Below are 22,615 nucleotides of genomic sequence, written 5' to 3' on the forward strand. Positions count from 1 at the left end.
TGCCCGCTCCACCCTGCCATGGAAACCAGCCGCAGTTGAGGGCGCATGACGACGGCGCCGGCGCCCCCTCTCACGCGGGGAGCGCCGGCGCCGTGAGCCGTGGCAGGTGCGGCTCGTCAGCCCTTCTTCTGGGCGCCCTTCTTGTGCGCGCCCTTCTTCTGGGCACCCTTCTTCTTCTGTACGCCGTTCTTCCCCTCCACGGCCAGGCCCTCTCCGGTGACGGTCTGGTCGAGCGTCTTGAGGGTCTCGTCCACGTTGATGGCGGGGAGCTTCTCTCCGATGGCGTGCGACGGGGTGATCGCCGCGACGGCGAAGCCGGTGGCCAGGGAGGCGATGGCGAGCATGCTGCGCTTCTTCATGCCCCACCCAACTGCCGGACGGGCCGCGGGGTCACGCCACTGGGCCGTTCGGGCGATGCGGCGGCTTCAGACGGGCCCCGTGCCCCAGGTGCCGGAGCCGCCGCCGCGCCACTCGATCAGCCCGGACGCCGCCACGTACGCCTCGTCCGCGTCGTCGATCCCCGCCCGCCGCAGGAACTCGGCGACGTCGAGCGGCCCGTAGGCGATGCCGAGGAACTGGTCGTCCACACGAACCCGGCGGCCGCCGTCCGCGGCGGGCGGGTAGACCACGACGGGCTTCTGGGACGCCATGGCACCAGGGTGCGCGGGGACGGCGGCGGCCGCGCGCCGGGATGGGCCGTTCAGCCCGCCTTCCGCTTCGGCCGGAACTCGTGGACGTCGGCGGTGAGGGTGCCGTCCTGCTGCTCGTAGTGGGACAGGGCGAGGCCGAGACCGAAGAAGGTGGGCGCCCATTCGCCGACGAAGATGCCCCAGCGGTCGGCGCGGGCGAGACCCGTGCCCGCTTCCCTCTTCAGCGAGCCCATCCAGGCGACGACGCTGAGCCCGATGGAGGCCAAGCCGGCCATGTAGGCGTGCTCGCTGCGGACGCCCATCTCGTGCATCTTCTTGATGATCATCTGCGGCTCCGTTCCGTGGGGGATTCGAGGGACGGAGTGCCCTGGACCGGCGCCGATATTCGCCGCATTTGTACTTTATGCCCGACATGGAGGCCGTGAGGTGAGCGCTGCGGGGACTCACCTCACGGCCTCACCTCACGGCCCCCCGGAGACCACCGTCAGGCGCCCACGTAGGCCGCCAGGTGCTCGCCGGTCAGCGTGGAGCGGGCCTCGACGAGGTCGGCCGGGGGGCCCTCGAAGACGATCCGGCCGCCGTCGTGGCCCGCGCCGGGGCCGAGGTCGATGATCCAGTCGGCGTACGCCATGACCGCCTGGTGGTGCTCGATCACGATGACCGACTTGCCGGAGTCGACGAGCCGGTCGAGGAGGCCGAGCAGCTGCTCCACGTCCGCGAGGTGGAGCCCGGTGGTCGGCTCGTCGAGGACGTACACGCCGCCCTTCTCCCCCATGTGCGTGGCCAGCTTGAGCCGCTGCCGCTCGCCGCCGGACAGCGTGGTGAGCGGCTGTCCGAGGGTGAGGTAGCCGAGCCCGACGTCCGCGAGCCGCTGCAGGATCCGGTGCGCGGCGGGCGTACGGGCCTCACCGCTGCCGAAGAACTCCTCGGCCTCGGCCACGGGCATGGCCAGCACCTCGCTGATGTCCCGGCCGCCGAGGCGGTACTCCAGCACCGACGCCTCGAAGCGCCTGCCCTCGCATTCCTCGCAGGGCGTGGCCACGCTCTGCATGATCGCCAGGTCGGTGTAGATGACACCGGCGCCGTTGCAGGTGGGGCAGGCGCCCTCGGAATTGGCGCTGAACAGGGCCGGCTTCACCCCGTTGGCCTTGGCGAAGGCCTTGCGGATCGGGTCGGCCAGTCCGGTGTACGTCGCCGGGTTGCTGCGCCGCGAGCCGCGGATCGGGGTCTGGTCGATCGCCACCACGCCCTCTCCTCCCGCTTGCCGGGGCAGCGCGCCGTGCAGGAGCGAGCTCTTGCCGGAGCCCGCGACCCCGGTCACGACGGTGAGGACACCGAGCGGGATGTCGACGTCGACATCGCGCAGGTTGTTCGCCGAGGCGCCCCGGACCTCCAGTGCGCCGGTGGGCTTGCGGACGGTCGCCTTGACCTTGGCCCGGTCGTCGAGGTGACGGCCGGTGACGGTGCCGCTGGCCCGCAGACCCTCCAGGCTGCCTTCGAAACAGACGGTGCCACCCGCCGTGCCGGCGCCGGGGCCGAGGTCCACGACATGGTCGGCGATGGCGATCGTCTCCGGCTTGTGCTCCACGACCAGCACGGTGTTGCCCTTGTCCCGCAGGCGCAGCAGCAGGTTGTTCATCCGCTCGATGTCATGCGGGTGCAGCCCGATGGACGGCTCGTCGAAGACGTAGGTGACGTCCGTGAGCGAGGAACCGAGGTGGCGGATCATCTTGGTGCGCTGCGCCTCGCCGCCGGAGAGCGTGCCCGAGGGCCGGTCGAGCGAGAGGTAGCCGAGGCCGATCTCCACGAACGAGTCGAGGGTGTGCTGGAGCTTGGTGAGCAGCGGGGCCACGGACGGCTCCTCCAGCCCGCGCACCCACTCCGCCAGGTCGCGGATCTCCATCGCACAGGCGTCGGCGATGCCGACCTCGCCGATCTTCGAGGAGCGCGCGAGCTCGCTCAGCCGGGTGCCGTCGCACTCGGGGCAGCGGGTGAAGGTGACCGCCCGGTCGACGAAGGCCCGGATGTGCGGCTGCATCGACTCGCGGTCCTTGGACAGGAAGGTCTTCTGCAGCTTCGGGATCAGGCCCTCATAGGTGAGGTTGACCCCGTTGATCTTCACCTTGGTCGGCTCGCGGTACAGGAAGTCGTGCCGCTCCTTCTTGGTGTAGTCGCGGATCGGCTTGTCCTTGTCGAAGAAGCCCGACTCGGCGATGACCCGCACCACCCAGCCGCCCCCGGTGTAGGTGGGGATGGTGAACGGGTCCTCCGAGAGCGACTTGGAGTCGTCGTAGAGCTGGGTGAGGTCGATGTCGGAGACGGTGCCCCGGCCCTCGCAGTGCGTGCACATACCGCCGGTGCGGCTGAAGGACACCTTCTCGGTCTTGGTCTTGTCGGCCCCCCGGTCCACCGTGAAGCCGCCGCTCGCCGAGACCGAGGCGGTGTTGAACGAGAACGCGCCGGGCGGGCCGATGTGCGGCGTGCCGAGCCGGCTGAAGAGGATGCGCAGCATCGCGTTGGCGTCGGTGGCGGTGCCGACGGTGGAACGGGGGTCGGACCCCATGCGCTGCTGGTCGACGGCGATCGCGGTCGTCAGCCCGTCCAGGACGTCGACCTCGGGCCGGACCAGGTTCGGCATGAAGCCCTGCAGGAAGGCGCTGTAGGTCTCGTTGATCAGCCGCTGGGACTCCGCGGCGATCGTGTCGAACACCAGCGAGCTCTTGCCCGAGCCGGAGACACCGGTGAACACCGTGAGCCGGCGCTTCGGGATCTCGATGCTGACGTCCCTGAGGTTGTTCTCGCGCGCGCCGTGCACGCGGATCACGTCATGGCTGTCGGCAACGTGCGGCCCGGGCGACCGTGTGTCCGTCGTCGTGGCCTTGCTCATGGTGTCTCCATCTGTCGGGCGGCGCTGCCGCGCTCGGGCGATCTCGTGCCCCCGCGCCGCTCGCGGGGGGCGGCGCGGGGAGTGTGGTGCGGTGGCTGCTACGCCTTCAGCTGCTGGATGCGGACCATGTTGCCCGCGGGGTCGCGGAAGGCGCAGTCGCGAACGCCGTAGGGCTGGTCCACCGGCTCCTGGACCACCTCGGCGTCGCCCGCCTGCACCCGCTCGAAGGTGGCGTCGACGTCGGTGGTGGCCAGGACGATGCTGGCGTAGGTGCCCTTGGCCATCATCTCGGCGATGGTGCGGCGCTCGTCCTCGGTGACGCCGGGGTCGGCGGCCGGCGGGTGCAGCACGATGTTCGTGCCGGGCTGGCCGACGGGGCCGACCGTGATCCAGCGCATGCCCTGGTACCCGACGTCGTTTCTGACCTCGAATCCGAGGGTGTCGCGGTAGAACGCCAGGGCGGCGTCCGGGTCGTCGTGCGGAAGGAAACTGGCGTGAATGCGAAGGTCCATGGCCCTCACGCTAGTTTCGGCCCGGGGCGGCCGCTTCTCGATTCCTGACCGGTCTGGTCACCTGCTTCGCCACGCACGACGGGATCCCCGCCGTCGCGCGCGCCGCCTCACGCCGGTAGGCGCTGGGCGGCATGCCCACCAGCTCGGTGAACCGGGTGCTGAAGGTGCCCAGCGAGGCGCAGCCGACCTCGAAGCACACCTCGGTGACACTGAGGTCACCCCGGCGCAGCAGCGCCATGGCACGCTCGATGCGCCGCGTCATGAGATAGCTGTACGGCGACTCGCCGTACGCCTGACGGAACGCGCGGCTGAGGTGCCCGGCCGACATGTGCACGCCCCGTGCGAGCGCCTCGACGTCCAGGGGCTTGGCGTACTCCCGGTCGATGCGGTCCTTGACGCGCCGCAGTCGGGCGAGGTCGCGCAGATGCTGCGCCGAGGCGGGTCTGCTGCTCACAAGCGCGATCGTGCCACACCGCACGCATGTGCGGTTGATTTCCGGCTATACGGAGCGGACCGGTCCGTATCACCCCGGGCCGGGGTCACCGTCACGCCTGCCCCGCACGGGCCGCATCACGACATCGCAGCTTGACGGTCCTGCCGGGGCAGGTCCCGGTCTCACACCCCGGCAGCCGCCGTGTCCGTCCGCTTCGCCAGCGCTGCGGCCGCCGCGCCCACCAGCCCGGCGTCGGTGCCCATCTGAGCCGGCGCGACGGTCAGGTGCCGGACGAAGGACAGGGTCGCGTAGGTGCTCAGGGCCTTGCGCAGGGGATCGAACAGGACGTCGCCCGCCTTGCCCACTCCCCCGCCGATCACGGCGATGTCGATCTCCACAAGCGTCGCCGTGGCGGCGATCCCGGCGGCCAGGGCCCGGGCGGCGCGCTCGAAGGAGGCGACGGCGACCGGGTCGCCGGAGCGGGCGGCGGCGGCCACCGCGGCGGCGGAGGTGTCCCCGTCCGGGCCGGGCCGCCAGCCGTTCTCCAAGGCACGCCGGGAGATGTTGGGGCCGCTCGCGATGCGTTCCACACAGCCGTGCGAGCCGCACGGGCACAGATCGCCGTCGAGGTCGACGCTGATGTGGCCGATGTGGCCGGCGTTTCCGGTGGGCCCGGGGTGCAGCCGGCCGCCGAGCACGAGGCCGCCGCCGACGCCGGTGGAGACGACCATGCACAGCGCGTTGTCGTGGCCCCGTGCGGCGCCCAGCCAGTGTTCTGCCGCGGTGATCGCCACACCGTCGCCGATGAGCTCGACGGGCAGGCCACCGGAGGCTGCCCGGACGCGGGCGACGAGCGGGTAGTCGCGCCAGCCGGGCACGTTCACCGGGCTCACCGTGCCCGCGGAGGCGTCCACGGGTCCGGCGCTGCCGATGCCCACGGCCGAGGCACGCGGCCACAGCGGCGACGCGGCGAGCTCGCCGAGCACCTCCGCCACGGCCCGCATCACGACATCGCCGCTCTCCCGGGCGGGCGTCGGCCGCTGGGCCCGGACCAGGATCCGGCCGCCGCCGTCCACCAGAGCGCCGGCGATCTTGGTGCCGCCGATGTCGAGCGCGGCCACGAGGTCGGTGTGCATCAGTGTCGGATCTCCCCGTCGGGCATGAGAAAAAACGCCGGTAACGGCCATCAAGCAGGGCAAGCAGCAGGCCCGGCCCGCGGCGGTGCGCGGGCCGGAGAGTGCGGCGGCCAGTGTCCCCCGAGCCTGACAACGTTGTCCAGGCTCTATGCTCGACGCCACATCCTCATACAAACCGAGGATCGACGCACCCCCCCCGTGGACGACAGGACAGGACACCGTGCCCCAGAGCCCCCTCCGATCCGCAGCGCGCTACGGCACCCGGCCGACCATGAAGGACGTAGCGGCACGGGCCGGAGTCGGCCTCAAGACGGTCTCCCGTGTCGTGAACGGGGAGCCGGGGGTCACTCCGGAGACGGAGCAGCGGGTCCAGGAGGCGATCGACGCCCTCGGCTTCCGCCGCAACGACAGCGCGCGGGTGCTGCGCAAGGGCCGCACGGCGAGCATCGGCCTGGTCCTGGAGGACCTCGCGGACCCGTTCTACGGTCCGCTGAGCCGGTCGGTCGAGGAGGTGGCCCGCGCGCACGGCGCCCTGCTGATCAACGGCTCCAGTGCGGAGGACCCCGAGCGGGAGCAGGAGCTGGTGCTGGCCCTGTGCGCGCGGCGCGTGGACGGGCTGGTGGTGATTCCGGCCGGGGACGACCACCGGTATCTGGAGCCGGAGCTCAAGGCGGGGGTCGCCACGGTGTTCGTGGACCGCCCGGCCGGGCACATCGACGCCGACGTCGTCCTGTCGGACAACTACGGCGGCGCCCGCGGCGGCGTCGCGCACCTCATCGCGCACGGCCACCGCCGGATCGGCTTCATCGGCGACATGCCCCGGATCCACACCGCCGCCGAGCGGTTGCGCGGCTACCGGGCCGCCATGGAGGACGCGGGCATACCGGTGGCGGACTCCTGGATGTCCCTCGGCGTCACCGGTCCCGAGCGGGTGCGCAGGGCGGCCGAGGAGATGCTGACCGGCCCGGACCCGGTCACGGCGATCTTCGCGGGAAACAACCGGGTGACGGTCACCGTGATCCGGGTGCTCGCCGAGCAGACCCGCCGTGTCGCCCTGGTCGGTTTCGACGACATCGAGCTCGCCGACCTGCTCCAGCCGGGCGTCACGGTCGTGGCCCAGGACGCGGCGGACATCGGCCGCACCGCGGCGGAACGTCTCTTCCGGCAGCTGGACGGCACCCCGGTCACCCCCGAGCGCATCGAGCTGCCGACCCGGCTGATCGCCCGCGGCTCGGGCGAGATCCCTCCGGCGGACTGAGCGGCCGATGGACGACGCCACCGATCGCACGCTGCGGGCACTCGGCCTGGCCGAGGCTCCGCGCGAGCATCCCCTGCTGTATCCGGGAGCGTGGCCCGCCGGCTCCGGGCTGCTCGACGGGGACCGTTTCCTGCCGTTGGAGCGGCTGGCGCACGAGGACCGCACTCCGGTCATCGCCATCGGCTCGAACGGCTGCCCGGGGCAGTTGCGGCACAAGATGGCGGAGTTCGGGATCGGGGCGCCGCTGCCCATGGTGAAGGCGCGGGTGACGGGCATCGACGCCGGTGTCTCCGCGCACGTGAGCCGCATGGGGTACGTCTCCGCCTCGCCGGTCGGCGCCCCGGGCACCGTGCGGGAGTTGTTCGTCCTGTGGCTGGACGCCGAGCAGCTCGCGGTGATCGACGCGAGCGAGGGCGTGCCGGTGCCGGGCGGCAACTTCGACCGGGCCTGGCTGCCGGCGCCCGACGTCCGGATCGACCTCGCGGACGGCACCCGGCTGCCCGGGGCGTACGCCTATGTCAACCGGCACGGTGTCCTCCACGACGGCACGGGAACACCCCGTACCCACCCCGGTGAGCGGGAGCTGCTCACCGAGCTCCTCGTCGGGCTGCCACGGCTGCGGGAGCTGTTCGGTGTCGTGCCCGAGGAGTTCTGCGCGCGGGCCCGGGGCGACCGGCGGCTGTGCGAGCGGGGCACGCGGCTGTTCGTCGAGGAGAAGCTGGTGACGGCCTCCGGCCTCGAACGGTACGTGGCCGCCTCGGCCCGGGGTCAGCAGACCGGGAGCCCGGGGACCGGCCCGTCGTTGTCGCCGCCCTTGATGTAGACGTCGCTGACCCAGACGTCCGTGTTGCCGCTGTCGTCGTCGGTCTTGGCCCACCAGACGTTGGTCCACTCCCCGGACGTCTCGCGACGGCCCAGGTTCTGCTGGCAGTAGAAGTAGTTGGTGCCCGCCTTGAGGATGCCGACCTTGTCGCCGGAGGCGGTGTAGGAGTCGGCGGTCTTCCAGACCTGGCAGTTGTACTTGCCGCCGCCGATGGCGCGACAGGCCGGGGACGGGGTGGTCGAGCCGCCGCCGGTCGGGGCGCCCCCTCCCGAACCGCCGCCGGGGGTGGTGCCGCCTCCGGCGGTGGCGCCACCGGTCGGTTTCCCCGGGGCCGGGGTGGTCTCCCGGCCGGTGGGCTCGGGGTCCTTACGGTCAGCGGTCTTCTCCGAGGGTGCCCTGTCCCCGGCCTCGCCCTGCTCCGTGGACCTCGGGGCGTTCGAGCCGTCGTCCGGCCCACCGGGGCCGGAGGACCTGCCCTGCGCACCGGACGCGTCGGTCCGCCCGCCGGCCTCCTTGCCGGCGGTGTCGTCGCTCCGCAGGGCGATCGTGGTACCGGCGGCGGCCAGAACGACGGTGACGGCCGCGGCGGCCAGCAGGACGCGCGCCTTGCGGCGGGGCGCGGCGGGGCCGGGGTTCATCGAGCCGGTGGGTGCGGTGCTGCCGGCCGCGAGCGGGCCGACGTCCCGGGGACCGGCGCCGGGATCCGAGGCCTGTGTGTCGGTGCCTGGCTGCGCGGGGTGCCCGGACACCGACGGCCCGGGGGTGTCGCCGTCCTCGTGGGCTCCGGCCGCGCCCTGCTGCGGTGGTCCGAACCCCGGCGGCACCGACGGGACACTGCGCTCCGTCTCCGCACGCGGAGGCGCGACCGCCGGGCCCCGCAGCGTGGACGTCGGCGTGTCCGAGCCGTCGGCGTCCGCGACGGCCTGGAGCAGTGCGCGGGCCTGGCCGGCCTCCGGGCGGGACTCGGGGCGCTTGTCCAGCAGCCGCTGCAGGACGGGGCCGAGGGGGCCTGCGCGGCGGGGCTCCGGCAGCGGCTCGGAGACGATCGCGGTGAGTGTGGAGAACGTCGACGTACGGCGGAAGGGCGAGGAGCCCTCGACGGCCGCGTACAGGGTGGCCCCCAGGGCCCAGATGTCGGAGGCAGGGCCCGGATCGGCGCCCTGGGCACGCTCGGGTGCCAGGTAGTCCAGGGAGCCGACGAGTTCGCCGCTGCGTGTGAGGTGCGTGGCCGAACCGTCCCCCGGATCGTCCATCGTGGCGATGCCGAAGTCGGTGAGGACGACGCGGCCCGTGCGGTCGAGCAGGATGTTGCCCGGCTTGACGTCCCGGTGCAGGACGCCCGCGCGGTGGGCAGCGGCCAGCGCGTCCATGACCTTCGCGCCGATCCCGGCCGCCTCGCCCGGGCCCAGCGTGCCGCGCTCGCGCAGGACGTCGTCCAGGGACGGTCCGTCGACCAGTTCCATGACGATGACCGGGCGGCCGTCGACCTGGGCGATGTCGTGCACGGCGACGACACCGGGGTGGCGCACCCGGGCCGCGGCACGCGCCTCGCGTTGCATCCGCAGCCGCAGAGCGGCCAGTTCGGGGCCGGCCGCGTCGTTGTACGTGCGCAGTTCCTTGACCGCGACCTCACGGCCGAGGACCTCGTCGACGGCCTTCCACACGACGCCCATGCCGCCGCGCCCCAGCGCCGCCGTGACGCGATAGCGGCCTGCCAGCAGCCGTCCGGTCCCGTCCGTCCGCCCCTGCTCCCCCGTCGACACCGCTGCCCCGTTCCTGTGACCCCACCGGATGCACCGACGACCGACACCGTCAGTGCGTGGCGTACAGACTACGGGGCGGCGGTGACGGCGGCAGACAACGGTGACGGCTGTGACAGGGCCGGTACGTGCCGGCCGGTCCGCCGAACGGCACGGTCAGGCAAAGGCCGTCAGATCCCCGCGACGGGGCGCGGCGAAGCTCTCCAGGTCCGCCCGGGTCAGGCCCGCCAGGCGGGCGACCTCGCCGTTGTCCAGGGCGCCGCAGTCCAGGCCGCGCAGCAGGTAGCCGCTGAGGGCCTTGGCGGTGGCGGGCTCGTCCATGACGTCGCCGCCGGTGCGGTTGGCGTAGCGGGACAGCCGGTCGGCGGCCTGCTCGAAGCCCTCGCGGTAGAAGGCGAAGACGGCCGCGTAGCGGGTGGGGAGGTGGCCGGGGTGCATGTCCCAGCCCTGGTAGTAGGCGCGGGCCAGGGCGCGGCGGGTGAGGCCGTAGTGCAGGCGCCAGGCGTCGTGGACCTTCGCCGTCGGGCCCACCGGCAGGACGTTCGTCGAGCCGTCCGAGACCCGTACGCCCGTCCCGGCCGCCGCGACCTGCATGACGGCTTTGGCGTGGTCCGCTGCGGGGTGGTCGCTGGCCTGGTGGGCGGCGGAGACGCCGAGGCAGGCGCTGTAGTCGAACGTGCCGTAGTGCAGGCCGGTGGCACGGCCCTCGGCGGCCTGGATCATGCGGGCGACGGTGGCGGTGCCGTCGGCGGCGAGGATGGACTGGCTCGTCTCGATCTGGATCTCGAAGCCGATCCGGCCCGGCTCCAGGCCGTGTGTCTTCTCGAAGGCGTCCAGCAGCCGCGCCATGGCGGTGACCTGCTCGGCGTACGTCACCTTCGGCAGGGTGAGGACCAGGCCGTCGGGCAGGCCGCCGGACTCCATCAGGCCGGTGAGGAAGATGTCGAGGGTGCGGATGCCCCGGGCACGTACGGGCGCTTCCATGCACTTCATGCGGATGCCCATGTACGGGGCGGCGGTGCCGTCCCGGTAGGCCTCGGCGATCAGCCGGGCGGCGCGGGCGGCGGTCTCGTCCTCCTCGGGGCCGGGGCGGTTGCCGTAACCGTCCTCGAAGTCGACGCGCAGGTCCTCGATCGGCTCGCGCTCCAGCTTGGCGCGCACGCGCGCGTGGACGGGCTCGGCGAGTTCCTCGCAGAGGCCGAGGACGGCGGCGAGGGACGCGGCGTCCGGCGCGTGTTCGTCGAGTGCGGCGAGGGCCCGGTCACCCCAGGAGCGGACGGTGTCGGCGGCGAAGGCGTCGCCGGGTACGTAGACGGTGTGGACGGGCTGACGGGTACCGGGGTCTCCGGGATAGCGGCGCTCCAGCTCGGCGTCGACCGGGGCGAGGGAGGCGCTGATCTCCTCGCTGACGGCTCCCGCGAGGCTCGTCGCCACCTTCTCCTGCCGGCCCTGACCCATTGCGAGACCCTCCATTTTCCGCACAGCGGAATCAACAATCCGTAGAACGAAGCTATCGGCCGACCTTCGGCCTGGTCAACACCATCCTGACGTGGAATTCCCCGTCTCTCCCCCTTGATCACTGTCGATCGGCCCTCGTCTTCCGTACGCACAGGGCAAGCTTCATCCTGACGTGCAAGGGGAGGGAGACCACGTGCCGAACGAGGCCGGCGTGACGCGCCGCCACGGGCTCAAGGCGGCGGCTGCAGCCGCCGTCGCCGGGCCGCTGCTCACCACCGCGGGCCCCACACGCCGCGCTTCCGCCGACGAGCACACGGGCGCCCTGAACGTCATGACGTTCAACGTGCGCTTCGGGACCGTCGTCGACCGGACACCGCGCTGGGCGGTGCGCCGACCGGTGATGCGGGAATTGCTGCGCCACGAGCGACCGCACGTCATCGGCACCCAGGAAGGGCTGTACGGGCAGGTGCGCGCGATCGAGAAGGATCTCGGCGAGCACTACGACTGGATCGGCACCGGACGCGCAGGCGGCAGCAAGGACGAGTTCATGGCGATCTTCTATGACACGCGCAGACTCGATCCGATCGAGTTCGATCACTTCTGGCTGTCCGACACGCCTTACACGATCGCCTCGAACACCTGGGGAGCGGACTGGCTGCGCATGGTGACCTGGGCCCGTTTCGCCGACCTCGCCGACGGGGGGCGGGAGTTCTACGTCCTCAACACCCACCTGGACAGCGTCAGCCAGTACGCCCGGGAACGCTCGACGGAGCTCATCGGCGAGACGATCGCCGGGTGGGACCGGTCGTCACCGGTCATCGTCACCGGCGACTTCAACGCAGCCGCTCACGACAACCGGGTCTACGACCTCATGCTGGACATCGGACTGGTGGACGCCTGGGACACGGCGGCCTCGCGGGGTCCGGTGTACGGGACGCACCACGGCTACCGGGAGCTCGAACCCGGCGGGCGGCGCATCGACTGGATCCTCACCACACCCGGGGTGAGCACGCACCGGGCCTGGATGAACCCCTTCCGCATGGACGGGACGTATCCGAGCGACCATCTGCCGGTGCAGGCCTCGATGACCCTGGGATGAGAAGAGGCCCCCGTGACCGTTCGCGGTCACGGGGGCCTTTCAGAGCCGGGTCCATCAGCCCTTGCGGGTCTTGATCTCCTCGGTCAGCGCCGGGACGACGTCGAAGAGGTCACCGACGACGCCGTAGTCGACGAGGTCGAAGATCGGCGCCTCGGCGTCCTTGTTGATGGCGACGATCGTCTTCGAGGTCTGCATACCGGCACGGTGCTGGATCGCGCCCGAGATGCCGTTGGCGATGTACAGCTGCGGCGAGACCGACTTGCCGGTCTGGCCGACCTGGTTGGTGTGCGGGTACCAGCCGGCGTCCACCGCGGCGCGCGAGGCGCCGACGGCCGCGCCGAGCGAGTCGGCGAGGGCCTCGATGATCGCGAAGTTCTCCGCGCCGTTGACGCCACGGCCACCGGAGACCACGATCGCGGCCTCCGTCAGCTCCGGACGGCCCGTCGACTCACGCGGCGTACGGCCGGTGACCTTGGTGCCGGTGGCCTGCGCGGAGAAGGTCACCGACAGGGCCTCGACCGCACCGGCGGCCGGGGCGGCCTCGACGGCGGCGCTGTTGGGCTTGACCGTGATGACCGGGGTGCCCTTGGAGACACGGGACTTGGTGGTGAAGGACGCGGCGAACACCGACTGCGTGGCCACAGGGCCCTCGTCGCCGGCCTCCAGGTCGACGGCGTCGGTGATGATGCCGGAGCCCAGACGCAGCGCCAGACGCGCGGCGATCTCCTTGCCCTCGGCGGAGGAGGGGACCAGCACGGCGGCCGGGGACACGGCCTCGTGGGCGGCCTGGAGAGCGTCGACCTTCGGTACGACCAGGTAGTCGGCGTACTCGGCGGCCTCGTGGGTGAGGACCTTGACCGCGCCGTGCTCGGCGAGCACGGCGGCGGTGTCGGCGGCGCCGTTGCCCAGCGCGACGGCGACCGGCTCGCCGATGCGGCGGGCCAGGGTCAGCAGCTCCAGGGTGGGCTTGCGGACGGCACCGTCCACGTGGTCGACGTAGACGAGAACTTCAGCCATGGGACTTCTTCTCTCCTGCTTGCGAAAGATGAGGGGCGGTCAGCGAAGGGGCTCAGATGAACTTCTGGCCCGCGAGGAACTCAGCGAGCTGCTTGCCGCCCTCGCCCTCGTCCTTGACGATCGTGCCCGCGGTGCGGGCCGGGCGCTCGGCCGCGCCGTCGACCGTGGTGTAGGCGCCCTCCAGGCCGACCTCCTCGGCCTCGAGGTCCAGGTCGGACAGGTCCCAGGACTCCACCGGCTTCTTCTTGGCCGCCATGATGCCCTTGAAGGACGGGTAACGGGCCTCGCCCGACTGGTCGGTCACCGAGACGACCGCCGGGAGGGAGGCCTGCAGGTTCTCGGAGGCGGCGTCGCCGTCGCGGCGGCCCTTGACCGTGCCGTCCTCGACGGAGACCTCGGAGAGCAGGGTGACCTGCGGGACACCCAGACGCTCGGCGAGCAGCGCGGGCACGACGCCCATGGTGCCGTCGGTGGAGGCCATGCCGGAGACGACCAGGTCGTAGCCGGCCTTCTCGATCGCCTTGGCCAGGATCAGGGAGGTGCCGATGGCGTCGGTGCCGTGGATGTCGTCGTCCTCGACGTGGATCGCCTTGTCCGCGCCCATGGACAGCGCCTTGCGCAGGGCGTCCTTGGCGTCCTCGGGGCCCACCGTCAGGACGGTGATCTCGACGTCGTCGTCGGAGTTCTCGGAGATCTGCAGCGCCTGCTCGACCGCGTACTCGTCGAGCTCGGAGAGCAGACCGTCCACGTCGTCCCGGTCGACGGTCAGGTCATCGGCGAAGTGCCGGTCGCCAGTGGCGTCGGGCACGTACTTCACAGTGACAACGATCCTCAAGCTCACGCCGGCTCTCCTACTGCATCGTCATTTCCATGCTGCCTACTTGCAGGCAGCATAGGCGCCTCTAGCGTCCGATCCCGGTCGGGGCGAACCCACGCCCCGAGCGAAATATTACTCGTCAGTACACCCAGTTCGTTCCCGCTAAGCAAGCGCTTTGAACTGTGACCTTCGCAACGCAGCGTAACCGGAACTCGACGGTCACGCAGCCCGGGGAGCCCTGGTACTCAGTCGCCCAGACGCTGGAAACGTCCCTGGTGGTACAGGAGCGGACGGCCCGTGCCCGAGGGGTCGCCGTCCACGACCTCGGCGATCACGAGCCGGTGGTCCCCGGCGGGTACGCGCGCGACGACCCGGCCCACCAGCCAGGCGAGCACGCCGTCGAGGACGGGGACGCCTTCGGGGCCCTCCCGCCAGGCGGTGGGCGGGCCGAAGCGGTCGGCGCCGCTGCGGGAGAAGGTGGCGGCGAGCTCCTGCTGGTGCTCGCCGAGGATGTGGACACCGACGTGGTCCGCCGTCGCGATGGCGGGCCAGCTGGAGGCACCGGTGCCGACCCCGAAGGACAGCAGCGGCGGCTCGGCGGACACGGACGTCAGGGAGGTGGCGGTGAAGCCCACCGGGCCGGCTTCGCCACGAGCGGTGATGACGGCGACTCCCGCCGCGTGCCGCCGGAAGACCGAGCGCAGGAGGTCGGGCGTGGCGAGAAGGTCCGCAGGCATGGGGTCAGGCTGACGATAAATGGTACGCACAGTCAAGTTCGTTCCGTGATGTGGGAGATGACTCACTGACGCCGTCACGCCCGTCACACCGCCTCTCCCAGTGCCGCGATCACGTCGGCCTTGCGCGGCTGCCCCGTGGCCCTCCGCACCACCCGGCCGTCGGCGTCCAGCACGAACACGGTCGGGGTCTTGAGGACGTCCAGCCGCCGCACGAGGTCGAGGTGGGCCTCGGCGTCGATCTCGACATGGGTCACGCCCGGCACGACGCCGGCGACCTCGCCGAGGACCCTGCGGGTCGCCCGGCAGGGCGCGCAGAACGCGCTGGAGAACTGCACGAGCGTGGCCCGCTCGCCGAGTTCCGTGCCGAGGTCCGCCGCATCGAGTCGCTTGCCGTCGTCGCGCCCGCGCACCCGTACCCTCCCGCTCCGCCGCCGCTGCAGCACTCCGTAGGCGCTCGCCACCGCGAGCACCACCGCGCACACCACCAGTCCGGTCATCACCTCCTGCAAGCGTTCACGAGACCGCAAAGATTCCCGTCCCCGCAATGCGGCCGCGTTGCGGAATGCTTGGTTCCCATGGACATCGATGCGAGAGGGCCGCGTTTCGGCGCGGCCGTCACGACCGCCGTGCTGGCGGTCGTGCTGGTCACGGGAAGCGCTTGGCTGCTGGCCTGGCAGACGCTGGCGTTCCTGCTGGGCGCGGCGGGCGGGGTCGGCCGCTCGCCGTACGGCCTGCTGTTCGCCAAGGCGGTCCGGCCGCGACTCGGGCGGCCGACGGAGTTCGAGGCGCCCGAGCCGCCGCGCTTCGCCCAGGCGGTGGGACTGCTTTTCGCCGGACTCGGGCTCGTCGGCTACACCCTGGGGCCCGGCTGGCTGGGCCTCGCGGCGACCGGCGCCGCGCTCGCCGCCGCCTTCCTGAACGCGGCGTTCGGGTACTGCCTGGGTTGCGAGTTGTACCTGCTCGTGCGGCGGGTGGCGGTCCGCGCGGAGTAATGGGGACGCAAAAGCACGAGGTGGGCACCTGCGGACGACGTGACGAGAATCTCGCCGCCGTCGGGCACGAGGACTGGCTACCCGGCCGTTCTTCGGGCACGATCTGCGACAAGCCGTAAACCTACGGCTGCGTAACTTCTCCACTGGGAATCCCTTCCCAGGCAGAGCAGGAAGGGTCCGAACCGCCCATGGCAGAGCTCGTCTACCGTCCCGTCGTCGGTCTCGCCCGCACGCTGTTCAAGGTGTGGGACCTCAAGATCGACCTCCAGGGTTCGGAGAACATCCCGCGCTCGGGCGGCGCCGTGCTGGTGAGCAATCACATCAGCTACCTGGACTTCGTCTTCGACGGCCTGGCGGCCCTGCCGCAGAAGCGTCTCGTGCGTTTCATGGCGAAGGAGTCGGTCTTCCGGCACAAGATCTCCGGCCCGCTGATGCGCGGGATGAAGCACATCCCGGTGGACCGCAAGCAGGGCGAGGCGGCCTACGCGCACGCCCTGGACTCGTTGCGGTCGGGCGAGATCGTCGGGGTCTTCCCGGAGGCGACCATCTCACAGTCGTTCACGCTGAAGAGCTTCAAGTCGGGCGCCGCGCGCCTGGCGCAGGAGGCCGGCGTCCCGCTGATCCCGATGGCGGTGTGGGGCACACAGCGGCTGTGGACCAAGGGTCACCCGCGCAACTTCAAGCGCAGCCACATCCCCATCACGATCCGGGTGGGCGAGGCGATCGAGGCGTCCCGCGACAAGTACGCGGGCGCCATCACGCGCCAGCTGCGCGAGCGCGTCCAGGAGCTCCTCGAGGCCGCCCAGCGCGCCTACCCCGTCCGCCCCAAGGGTCCGGACGACACCTGGTGGATGCCGGCCCACCTCGGCGGCACGGCCCCGACGCCGGAGCAGGTGCGGGCGGCCGAGGCGCACTGAGCCCCGCCCGCCCCGCTCTCAGGCGGAGGACTCCGGAGCGCGTACGGCGATGTCCGCACCGGGGCTGAATTGCGCCAGCAGCTCGGCGAGTTCTTCCGCCGCGGCCGTCACCTCGGAGACCGGCATCGGCGCCAGGCTCTCCAGCAGGAAGATGCCCGACGTCGTCTCCTCGGTGAGCCGGGTGCGCGGGCCCTGACGCCAGTTCCAGCGGCGGCAGGTCACGCCCGCGTCGTCACACCACACCACTTCGCCCACGTCGGGGTGCTCGACGCTCCGCTCGCCGCCGGCGACGGTCACGAACCGCTCCTCCCCCGTGGCGCGGATCAGCCGCATGCCGCCCTCGATGCGGTCGAGGTCCTCGCCGCCGACGGGGATCAGGTGGGCGACGGAGACGGCGTTGTAGAGGTCGACGAGCAGGTTGACGCGGGGCAGTCCGGCGTCCGAGAGGGCACGCTTGGCGAGCGCCTCCGCGGAGTTGCGGGTGCGGGACGGCTTCGAGCCGAACGCCGTGTAGGTGGCACGCCAGGCGGCCATGTGCGGGTCCTCGTGCGGGGCGCGGCCGTCCAGTCGCAGGGCGAGCCGACGCGCCGCATCGTCGAGGAGCCCCGCACTGGCCCGGCTGCTCGGCCCGTTGACCAGGCCGTGTGCTTCGATCGCCACGTGCGTGAAGCCGGGCGCGAGGGTGCGTACGTCGTCGGACACGGTCAGCGTGAGCGTCATGGTCGCCTCGCCTCAGAGTGCGGTGGGGAGCGTCTGCCACAGGTGCGGCCGGTCGCGAGCCGCTGTGAGAGCGTTCAGCACGATCGGATGCGGTGCAGCATACAGCACCGGATAGTCCAACTCATTGGACTCACGGTCGGGCGTGAAGGCGAGCCGCTCACCGTCGAGGGAGAACTGCGCATCGACGCCGGGTTTGTTGCCCCTGGGGTCCTGCCGGTGCCACGCCCCGTCGAACCGCACGGCGACCAGCCCGTGCACCTCGTCGAACTTTTGATAGCAGAGCGCGGTGGGAATGTCCTCGGCCCGCAGCAGCGCGGTCAGCGCATGGGCCTTGGCGTAGCAGATGCCGGTGCGCTGCTCCAGGACGTCGGAGGCGCGCCAGGTGACGCGGGGATCACCGGAGTCCTGCGAGTGCGGAATGGTGTCACGCACGAACTCGAAGGCCGCTTGCGCATACCCATACGAGTCATCGACCCCGCCCGCCAGCCTCGCCGCAGTCTCGCGGACCAGTGGGTGATGGTGGTCGATGACCTCGTCGGCGGCCAAGTAGGCGGACAGGTCGGGCGTTTGCTGGATGAGCTGCATACGGGCAGAGCGTAGACAGGGGGCACCCACCCGTCAATCGATTTACGCTCTGCCACATATTTATGCATGCGCTCAGCGAGCCATCTCCTCCTTGAGGGCCGCCACGAACGCGTCCACGTCGTCCTCGGTCGTGTCGAACGCGCACATCCACCGGACGTCGCCCGCGGCCTCGTCCCAGAAGTAGAAGCGGAACCGCTTCTGGAGGCGCTCGCTCACGTCGTGCGGCAGGCGGGCGAAGACCGCGTTGGCCTGCACCGGGTAGAGGATCTCCACACCGTGCACGGCCCGTACGCCCTCCGCGAGGCGCTGGGCCATCTCGTTGGCGTGTCCGGCGTTGCGCAGCCACAGGTCCCGGGCGAGCAGGGCCTCCAACTGCACCGAGACGAAGCGCATCTTGGAGGCGAGCTGCATGGACAGCTTGCGCAGGTGCTTCATGTGGCTGACGGCGTCCTGGTCGATGACCACGACGGCCTCGCCGAACAGGGCGCCGTTCTTGGTGCCGCCCAGGGAGAGGATGTCGACGCCGGCGGCGTTGCTGAGCGTCCGCATCGGGACGTTCAGGCTTGCGGCGGCGTTGGCCAGCCTGGAGCCGTCCAGGTGCACCTTCATGCCGTGCGCGTGGGCGTGCTCGCAGATGGCCCGTATCTCGTCTGGTGTGTAGACCGTGCCCAGTTCGGTGGCCTGCGCGAGGGAGACGACCTGCGGCATGGCGCGGTGCTCGTCGTCCCAGCCGTAGGCCTGCCGGTCGATCAGCTCGGGCGTGAGCTTGCCGTCCGGCGTCGGAACGGTCAGCAGCTTCAGGCCGCCGACCCGCTCCGGGGCCCCGCACTCGTCGACGTTGATGTGCGCGCTCTCCGCGCAGATCACCGCGCCCCAGCGGTCGGTGACCGCCTGGAGCGCGACGACGTTCGCGCCGGTGCCGTTGAAGACCGGGAACGCCTCGGCCGTCGGCCCGAAGTGGCTGCGGATCACCTGCTGGAGGTTCCCGGTGTAGGTGTCCTCGCCGTAGGCGACCTGGTGCCCGCCGTTGGCCAGGGCCAGGGCGGCGAGCACCTCCGGGTGGGCCCCGGCGTAGTTGTCGCTGGCGAAACCGCGGACCTCGGGATCGTGATGACGGCGGGCGTCGGTCTTCGGCGGGTTCACGGCTTCTCGGTGAGCCACAGACGGTTTCCGTTCACTTCGGCGGCGGGCTTCTCCCAGACCTCGGTGATGGCCTCGGCCAGATCCTTGACGTCGGTGAAGCCCGCGAACTTCGCGTTGGGCCGGTCGGCGCGCATCGCATCGTGGACCAGCGCCTTGACCACCAGGATCGCGGCAGCCGAGGTCGGCCCCTCGGGACCCCCGGCCTTGCGGAAGTAGTCGGCCATGGCCAGCGTCCACGCCTCCGCCGCCGCCTTGCCGGCCGCGTAGGCGGCGTTGCCCGCGGTGGGCTTGCTGGCCCCGGCGGCGCTGATCAGCACGTACCGGCCGCGGTCGCTGCGCTGCAGCGCCTCGTGGAAGGCGAGGGAGGTGTGCTGCACGGTGCGCACCAGCAGCATCTCGAGGAAGTCCCAGTCGTCGAGGCTGGTCCGGGTGAAGGTCTCGCTGCCGCGCCAGCCGCCGACGAGGTGGACCAGGCCGTCGACGCGGCCGAAGTCCTTCTCGATGCGGGTGGCCCAGTCGCGGGTGGCTCCCAGATCCAGCAGATCGACCGTGTCGCCGGTGACGGTGGCGCCGCCGGACGCGAAGCTCGCCGCGTCCACCGCCTCCGCCAGCCGCTCCGGATCGTTGTCCGAGCCGATGACGGTGGCTCCCGCCTCGGCCAGCCTGAGCAGCGCGGCCCGGCCGGCGGGTCCGCCCGCTCCGGCCACCGCGATCACCGCACCGCTGAGCGCCCCGTTCCCCATGATCTTCGCCTCCTGAGCAGTGTTCCCGGTACGCCGATCGCTCACGCGGCGATCCGCTCGGCGCCGTCCGCCGTGATGCCCTTGGTGGAGGCGATCACGTTCTTCAGCTTCTTGGACAGTGCCTCATAGAACATGCTCAGCGGAAACTCGTCCGGAAGCACGTCATCGACGAGTCTGCGCGGCGGCTGCGTCGTGTCGAGGGCGTCGGGACCCTTGGCCCACTTGGAGCCCGGGTGCGGGGAGAGGTAGGTCGAGACCAGCTCGTAACCGGCGAACCAGTGGACGAGCTTGGGGCGGTCGATGCCGTCGCGGTAGAGATCCTCGATCTCGGCGCACAGCTGGTTGGTGACCTGCGGGGCGCGCTCCCAGTCGATGGTGAGCTTGTTGTCGGTCCAGCGGACGACGTCGTGCTTGTGCAGGTAGGCGAAGAGGAGCTGGCCGCCCAGGCCGTCGTAGTTGCGCACGCGCTCGCCGGTGACCGGGAAGCGGAACATGCGGTCGAAGAGGACCGCGACCTGCACGTCACGGGCCTGCGGGACACCCTCGGCCGAGAGCTTCACGGCCTCCTTGAAGGCGGTGAGGTCACAGCGCAGTTCCTCCAGGCCGTACATCCAGAACGGCTGGCGCTGCTTGATCATGAAGGGGTCGAAGGGCAGGTCACCGTGGCTGTGGGTGCGGTCGTGGACCATGTCCCAGAGGACGAACGCCTCCTCGCAGCGCTTCTGGTCGTGGACCATCGCAGCGACGTCCTCGGGCAGCTCCAGGCCCAGGATGTCCACGGCGGCGTCGGTCACGCGGCGGAAGCGGGCGGCCTCGCGGTCGCAGAAGATGCCGCCCCAGGTGAACCGCTCCGGGGCCTCGCGCACGGCGATGGTCTCGGGGAACAGGACGGCGGAGTTGGTGTCGTAGCCGGCCGTGAAGTCCTCGAACTTGATGCCGCAGAACAGCGGATTGTCGTAGCGGGTGCGCTCCAGCTCGGCCAGCCAGTCCGGCCAGACCATACGCAGCACGACCGCCTCGAGGTTGCGGTCGGGGTTGCCGTTCTGCGTGTACATCGGGAAGACGACGAGGTGCTGCAGGCCGTCCGCGCGGTTCGCGGCGGGCTGGAAGGCCAGCAGCGAGTCGAGGAAGTCGGGCACCCCGAAGCCGCCGTCGGCCCACCGGGCCAGGTCCTTGGCCAGGGCCTGGTGGTAGGCGCCGTCGTGCGGGAGCAGCGGGGAGAGCTCCAGGACGGCATCGGCGACCTGGCGGACCGCGAGCTCGGCGTCGGCCGGGCCGGGCGCACCCTCGGCGTCGAAGTCGATCGACCCGTCCTTGGACTGCCATGGCCGGATCCGCTCCACGGCATCCTTGAGCACGGGCCATGCCGGGTGGTCGACCACCCTGGCCACGGGAGGAAGACCTTCCTCCGAACCCACCTGCACAAGAATTTCCGTCATGTCCCACCTTCCACGGGAGAATCTCACGTATGCAGACCGTATACACACGAGGTTCCTCCCAGCAAGGGTGAACCCGGGAAATTATCCTGCCCGACCCTGTGCTTCACCGCACTTTTTCCTGTCGGTCACGCTTCTGCCCGAATGCGCCGCAACCATGCCCTCACTCTCTGCACAGGGCGGGCCCAGACGATACGGTCAGGGGGGCCGTCAGGCCCCCAGTGCCGCCTGTCGACGGAAGAGAGTCGCGTCTTGAACTTCCTCACCATCGGTCACCGCGGAGTCATGGGTGTGGAGCCCGAGAACACCCTCCGGTCCTTCGTCGCGGCCCAGGAGGCCGGTCTCGACGTCATCGAACTCGATCTGCACCTGAGCAAGGACGGCGCGCTCGTCGTCATGCACGACACGGATGTGGACCGCACGACCGACGGCTCCGGCCCGATCGCCGAGAAGACCCTCGCCGAGCTGCGGGCCCTGGACGCGGGCCGGGGCGAGCGCGTCCCCGAGTTCGAGGAGGTCCTGGAGGCCGTCCCCACACCGCTCCAGGCGGAGATCAAGGACAAACAGGCGGCGCGGGCACTGGCCGAGGTGATGAACCGCCGCGATCTGGCCGGCCGGGTGGAGGTGTCGTCGTTCCACGACGAGGCGATCGCCGAGATCAAGCCCCTGGTGCCGGGCGTGCGCACGGCACTGATCGCCAGTCGCTACGGCACGGACATCGTGGACCGCGCGGTCGAGGCCGGCGCCGAGACCGTGTGCCTGAACATCCGCCGGCTCACCCTGGAGATCGTGGAGCGGGCCCGCAAGGCGGATTTGAGGATCATCGGCTGGGTGGTGAACACGCAGGACCAGCTGCGACTGGTCAGGGCGTTCGGTCTGGACGGCGCGACCACCGACCACCCGGACATCAAACGCACCGGCCGTTTCACGGCCTAGCCGAGTTCCTTGACCAGCAGCTCGAACTGCAGGTCGTCGCGCTGCGGGATCCCGAAGCGCTCGTCGCCGTACGGGAACGGGGACATCCGTCCCGTACGGCGGTAGCCGCGCCGCTCGTACCAGGCGATGAGGTCGTCCCGCACGGAGATCACCGTCATCTGCATCTCCTTCGCGTCCCAGGTCTCCCGGGCCAGGCGCTCCGCCTCCGCGATGATCAGCTTGCCGAGGCCCGCGCCCTGGAGCAGCGGGCTGACGGCGAACATCCCGAAGTAGGCGTTCTCACCCCGGTGCTCCACCTGGCAGCAGGCGACGATCCTGCCGTCCTGCTCCACCGTCAGGAGCCGGCTGCCGGGCGACTCGATGACCGCCAGCACGCCCTCCGGATCGGTCCGCTGCCCTTCGAGGATGTCCGCCTCGGTGGTCCATCCGGCCCTGCTGTCGTCGCCCCGGTACGCCGACTCGATCAGCGCCACGAGCTCGTCCACGTCGGCGTCGGTGGCGTCGCGGTACGTCAGAGCGGTGGCTGCGGTCTCCATGGGCGTACGTCTCCGTCTTC

General features: G+C 71.2%; 25 protein-coding genes. 6 read left to right on the forward strand and 19 right to left on the reverse strand.

What is annotated here, in order from left to right; translation table 11 throughout:
* Positions 1 to 116: 116 nt before the first annotated feature.
* From AB0F04_RS27230 to AB0F04_RS27260, 7 genes are all read right to left on the reverse strand, one after another.
* Positions 117 to 359: a hypothetical protein gene (locus tag AB0F04_RS27230; protein ID WP_362045640.1), complete on the reverse strand. Its 243-nt coding sequence runs from the start codon at positions 357 to 359 to the stop codon at positions 117 to 119.
* A 66-nt stretch (positions 360 to 425) separates the two neighbouring features.
* Positions 426 to 650 (reverse strand): hypothetical protein, encoded by a 225-nt coding sequence (locus AB0F04_RS27235; RefSeq protein ID WP_362045643.1) that lies wholly within the window; start codon positions 648 to 650, stop codon positions 426 to 428.
* A 50-nt stretch (positions 651 to 700) separates the two neighbouring features.
* Positions 701 to 976 carry a hypothetical protein gene (locus AB0F04_RS27240; RefSeq protein WP_362045646.1) on the reverse strand — a complete coding sequence of 92 codons (276 nt, stop codon included), beginning with the start codon at positions 974 to 976 and terminating at the stop codon, positions 701 to 703.
* Positions 977 to 1,134: 158 nt separating this feature from the next.
* On the reverse strand, positions 1,135 to 3,537 hold the full coding sequence (locus tag AB0F04_RS27245; protein ID WP_362045649.1) for an excinuclease ABC subunit UvrA: 2,403 nt from the start codon (positions 3,535 to 3,537) through the stop codon (positions 1,135 to 1,137).
* A 98-nt stretch (positions 3,538 to 3,635) separates the two neighbouring features.
* Complete coding sequence (locus AB0F04_RS27250; RefSeq protein ID WP_053668519.1) at positions 3,636 to 4,049, reverse strand: VOC family protein; 414 nt, start codon at positions 4,047 to 4,049, stop codon at positions 3,636 to 3,638.
* 10 nt (positions 4,050 to 4,059) lie between these two features.
* A complete protein-coding gene (locus AB0F04_RS27255; protein ID WP_362045652.1) occupies positions 4,060 to 4,503 on the reverse strand; it encodes a helix-turn-helix transcriptional regulator in 444 nt (147 codons plus the stop codon).
* 161 nt (positions 4,504 to 4,664) lie between these two features.
* Positions 4,665 to 5,618: an ROK family protein gene (locus AB0F04_RS27260; RefSeq protein WP_362045655.1), complete on the reverse strand. Its 954-nt coding sequence runs from the start codon at positions 5,616 to 5,618 to the stop codon at positions 4,665 to 4,667.
* 271 nt (positions 5,619 to 5,889) lie between these two features.
* Between AB0F04_RS27260 and AB0F04_RS27265 the strand changes: the two genes are divergently transcribed.
* Positions 5,890 to 6,876 carry a LacI family DNA-binding transcriptional regulator gene (locus tag AB0F04_RS27265; protein WP_362045658.1) on the forward strand — a complete coding sequence of 329 codons (987 nt, stop codon included), beginning with the start codon at positions 5,890 to 5,892 and terminating at the stop codon, positions 6,874 to 6,876.
* 7 nt (positions 6,877 to 6,883) lie between these two features.
* On the forward strand, positions 6,884 to 7,699 hold the full coding sequence (locus AB0F04_RS27270) for a hypothetical protein (RefSeq protein WP_362045661.1): 816 nt from the start codon (positions 6,884 to 6,886) through the stop codon (positions 7,697 to 7,699).
* On the opposite strand, the gene AB0F04_RS27275 is transcribed toward AB0F04_RS27270, so the two are convergent.
* Together AB0F04_RS27275 and AB0F04_RS27280 are read right to left on the reverse strand one after the other, a co-directional pair.
* Positions 7,645 to 9,462 carry a protein kinase gene (locus tag AB0F04_RS27275; RefSeq protein ID WP_362045664.1) on the reverse strand — a complete coding sequence of 606 codons (1,818 nt, stop codon included), beginning with the start codon at positions 9,460 to 9,462 and terminating at the stop codon, positions 7,645 to 7,647. The two genes, AB0F04_RS27270 and AB0F04_RS27275, sit on opposite strands and share 55 nt — an antisense overlap.
* Positions 9,463 to 9,615: 153 nt before the next feature.
* Positions 9,616 to 10,917: an aldolase/citrate lyase family protein gene (locus tag AB0F04_RS27280; RefSeq protein WP_362045666.1), complete on the reverse strand. Its 1,302-nt coding sequence runs from the start codon at positions 10,915 to 10,917 to the stop codon at positions 9,616 to 9,618.
* A 193-nt stretch (positions 10,918 to 11,110) separates the two neighbouring features.
* Here AB0F04_RS27280 and AB0F04_RS27285 point away from each other — a divergent pair, with 193 nt between their 5' ends.
* Complete coding sequence (locus tag AB0F04_RS27285) at positions 11,111 to 12,016, forward strand: endonuclease/exonuclease/phosphatase family protein (protein ID WP_362045669.1); 906 nt, start codon at positions 11,111 to 11,113, stop codon at positions 12,014 to 12,016.
* A 54-nt stretch (positions 12,017 to 12,070) separates the two neighbouring features.
* Here the strand turns inward: AB0F04_RS27285 and AB0F04_RS27290 are convergent, their stop codons facing one another.
* The 4 genes from AB0F04_RS27290 to AB0F04_RS27305 form a co-directional block, all read right to left on the reverse strand.
* A complete protein-coding gene (locus AB0F04_RS27290) occupies positions 12,071 to 13,033 on the reverse strand; it encodes an electron transfer flavoprotein subunit alpha/FixB family protein (RefSeq protein WP_362045672.1) in 963 nt (320 codons plus the stop codon).
* A gap of 52 nt (positions 13,034 to 13,085) precedes the next feature.
* Entirely contained in the window at positions 13,086 to 13,874 is a 789-nt protein-coding gene (locus AB0F04_RS27295) for an electron transfer flavoprotein subunit beta/FixA family protein (RefSeq protein WP_362045675.1), read from the reverse strand.
* A gap of 221 nt (positions 13,875 to 14,095) precedes the next feature.
* Complete coding sequence (locus tag AB0F04_RS27300; RefSeq protein WP_362045678.1) at positions 14,096 to 14,587, reverse strand: flavin reductase family protein; 492 nt, start codon at positions 14,585 to 14,587, stop codon at positions 14,096 to 14,098.
* Positions 14,588 to 14,670: 83 nt separating this feature from the next.
* Positions 14,671 to 15,084, reverse strand: coding sequence for a thioredoxin family protein (locus AB0F04_RS27305; RefSeq protein ID WP_362045681.1), 414 nt, complete (start codon positions 15,082 to 15,084; stop codon positions 14,671 to 14,673).
* 78 nt (positions 15,085 to 15,162) lie between these two features.
* On the opposite strand from AB0F04_RS27305, the gene AB0F04_RS27310 reads away from it, so the two are divergent.
* Both AB0F04_RS27310 and AB0F04_RS27315 read left to right on the forward strand, forming a co-directional pair.
* Positions 15,163 to 15,579: a DUF4395 domain-containing protein gene (locus AB0F04_RS27310; RefSeq protein WP_362045684.1), complete on the forward strand. Its 417-nt coding sequence runs from the start codon at positions 15,163 to 15,165 to the stop codon at positions 15,577 to 15,579.
* A gap of 188 nt (positions 15,580 to 15,767) precedes the next feature.
* The gene (locus AB0F04_RS27315) at positions 15,768 to 16,496 is read left to right on the forward strand and encodes a lysophospholipid acyltransferase family protein (RefSeq protein WP_362045686.1); all 729 of its coding nucleotides are present in this window, start codon (positions 15,768 to 15,770) and stop codon (positions 16,494 to 16,496) included.
* A gap of 18 nt (positions 16,497 to 16,514) precedes the next feature.
* On the opposite strand, the gene AB0F04_RS27320 is transcribed toward AB0F04_RS27315, so the two are convergent.
* From AB0F04_RS27320 to AB0F04_RS27340, 5 genes are all read right to left on the reverse strand, one after another.
* Complete coding sequence (locus tag AB0F04_RS27320) at positions 16,515 to 17,216, reverse strand: phenylalanine--tRNA ligase beta subunit-related protein (protein WP_362045689.1); 702 nt, start codon at positions 17,214 to 17,216, stop codon at positions 16,515 to 16,517.
* Positions 17,217 to 17,228: 12 nt separating this feature from the next.
* Entirely contained in the window at positions 17,229 to 17,801 is a 573-nt protein-coding gene (locus AB0F04_RS27325) for a transglutaminase family protein (protein WP_362045692.1), read from the reverse strand.
* A gap of 72 nt (positions 17,802 to 17,873) precedes the next feature.
* Complete coding sequence (locus AB0F04_RS27330) at positions 17,874 to 18,944, reverse strand: low specificity L-threonine aldolase (RefSeq protein WP_362045695.1); 1,071 nt, start codon at positions 18,942 to 18,944, stop codon at positions 17,874 to 17,876.
* Positions 18,941 to 19,687: an SDR family NAD(P)-dependent oxidoreductase gene (locus AB0F04_RS27335; protein ID WP_362046231.1), complete on the reverse strand. Its 747-nt coding sequence runs from the start codon at positions 19,685 to 19,687 to the stop codon at positions 18,941 to 18,943. Before AB0F04_RS27335 ends, AB0F04_RS27330 begins: the two co-directional genes overlap by 4 nt.
* A gap of 41 nt (positions 19,688 to 19,728) precedes the next feature.
* A complete protein-coding gene (locus AB0F04_RS27340; RefSeq protein WP_362045698.1) occupies positions 19,729 to 21,126 on the reverse strand; it encodes a DUF6421 family protein in 1,398 nt (465 codons plus the stop codon).
* 249 nt (positions 21,127 to 21,375) lie between these two features.
* Between AB0F04_RS27340 and AB0F04_RS27345 the strand changes: the two genes are divergently transcribed.
* On the forward strand, positions 21,376 to 22,059 hold the full coding sequence (locus AB0F04_RS27345) for a glycerophosphodiester phosphodiesterase family protein (RefSeq protein WP_362045701.1): 684 nt from the start codon (positions 21,376 to 21,378) through the stop codon (positions 22,057 to 22,059).
* Here the strand turns inward: AB0F04_RS27345 and AB0F04_RS27350 are convergent.
* Positions 22,056 to 22,595, reverse strand: coding sequence for a GNAT family N-acetyltransferase (locus tag AB0F04_RS27350; protein ID WP_362045704.1), 540 nt, complete (start codon positions 22,593 to 22,595; stop codon positions 22,056 to 22,058). The genes AB0F04_RS27345 and AB0F04_RS27350 overlap by 4 nt on opposite strands.
* Between the last annotated feature and the right edge of the window lie 20 nt (positions 22,596 to 22,615).

It is taken from the genome of Streptomyces sp. NPDC029041, assembly GCF_040637515.1.
Taxonomy (GTDB): domain Bacteria; phylum Actinomycetota; class Actinomycetes; order Streptomycetales; family Streptomycetaceae; genus Streptomyces.